This is a genomic window from Corallococcus sp. AB030, from assembly GCF_003668965.1.
In the GTDB taxonomy this organism is placed as follows: Bacteria; Myxococcota; Myxococcia; order Myxococcales; family Myxococcaceae; genus Corallococcus; species Corallococcus exiguus.
Genome location: NZ_RAWQ01000461.1, coordinates 1 through 1,111 on the forward strand (window position 1 = coordinate 1; position 1,111 = coordinate 1,111).

Genomic DNA, 1,111 nt, shown 5'->3' on the forward strand with positions numbered 1-1,111 from the left:
TCTAAGTAGGTCGCCAGAAGTTCCGAGACAAATCCGGGTCGCATGCGCAGTTTCTGGAGCATGCGACCGGCAAGGAGCCCTGCCGAGCTGGGGCTGACAGCATACGACATGCGGAAGCTGGAGCGGGCGCTGCGGCAGACGCGCGAGGCCCGTCACTTCCGTCGTCTTCTGGCCATCAAGCTCATCGCGGAGGGGAAGGGCCCGGGCGAGGCGGCACGCCTGGCAGCCTTGAGTCGGCCGGCCGTCTACTTCTGGCTTGAGCGCTACCTTACGGAGCGCACACCCTCTGCGCTCTGGGACGCCCCGCGCTCGGGCCGGCCCAGAAAAGCCCCGCGCCTCACCCCGAAACACCTGCGCAAGGTGGTGCGCGGCAACCCCGAGAAGGCTGGCTGGGCGAGCTCTGGCTGGACGGTGCCGCTGCTGCGCACCCACCTCAAGCGCAAAGGAGTCGAGGTGTCCGCCCGCACGCTGCGCCGTCGGCTGCATGAGGCGAACCTGGCGTGGAAGCGGCCGCGGTACGTGTACGCGACCGCAGCGCCTCACCCGGGGCAGAAAAAGGGGGCCTTGTCCGCCGTCTGAAGCGGCTCAAACGTCAGTGGCCTCGCGCGGTGCTGCTCGTCACGGACAGCACGGTGCTGCGCTGGTTTCCACCGCTGCGCGCCATGTGGGCGCCCATTGGCGAGCAGGCGCTGGTGAGAATCACCGGCGAGAATGCCAAGCGCACGTTGTGGGGCGCCATCAACCCTCGCTCCGGCAGGCGCGTCGTCATGGCCACCCAGCGCAGCCGCCAGGAGGACTTCATGGCCTTCTTGCACGCCCTGCGCTCCGCCTACCCCGGCCGTCCTCTGCTCCTGGTGCTCGACAGGGCCAGCTGCCACACCGCGCAGAAGTCTCAGCGGCTCGCCGCCCGCCTCGGTGTCCATCTGGTGCTGCTACCCAAGCAGCGCTCGGAGCTCAACTGCATGGACCACCTCTGGCGTCCCCTCAAACAGCGCGTGTCGGCCAACCGGCAGTACTCGACGATGGAGCAGCACGTCGCCGCTGCCATCCGCTGGGTAGTGCGCCTTTCTCCCCAGGACGCCCTCCGCAAGGCGGGCTGCCTCGCCGAGGG

2 protein-coding genes are annotated in these 1,111 nt (G+C 68.9%); both read left to right on the forward strand.

Features of this window, described 5'->3' with window-relative positions:
• The first annotated feature begins 108 nt into the window (after window positions 1-108).
• Complete coding sequence (locus tag D7Y15_RS43570; RefSeq protein ID WP_233597569.1) at window positions 109-579, forward strand: helix-turn-helix domain-containing protein; 471 nt, start codon at window positions 109-111, stop codon at window positions 577-579.
• An 83-nt stretch (window positions 580-662) separates the two neighbouring features.
• The coding region (locus tag D7Y15_RS43575; RefSeq protein ID WP_233605333.1) for a transposase at window positions 663-1,111 on the forward strand (449 nt) is incomplete at its 3' end.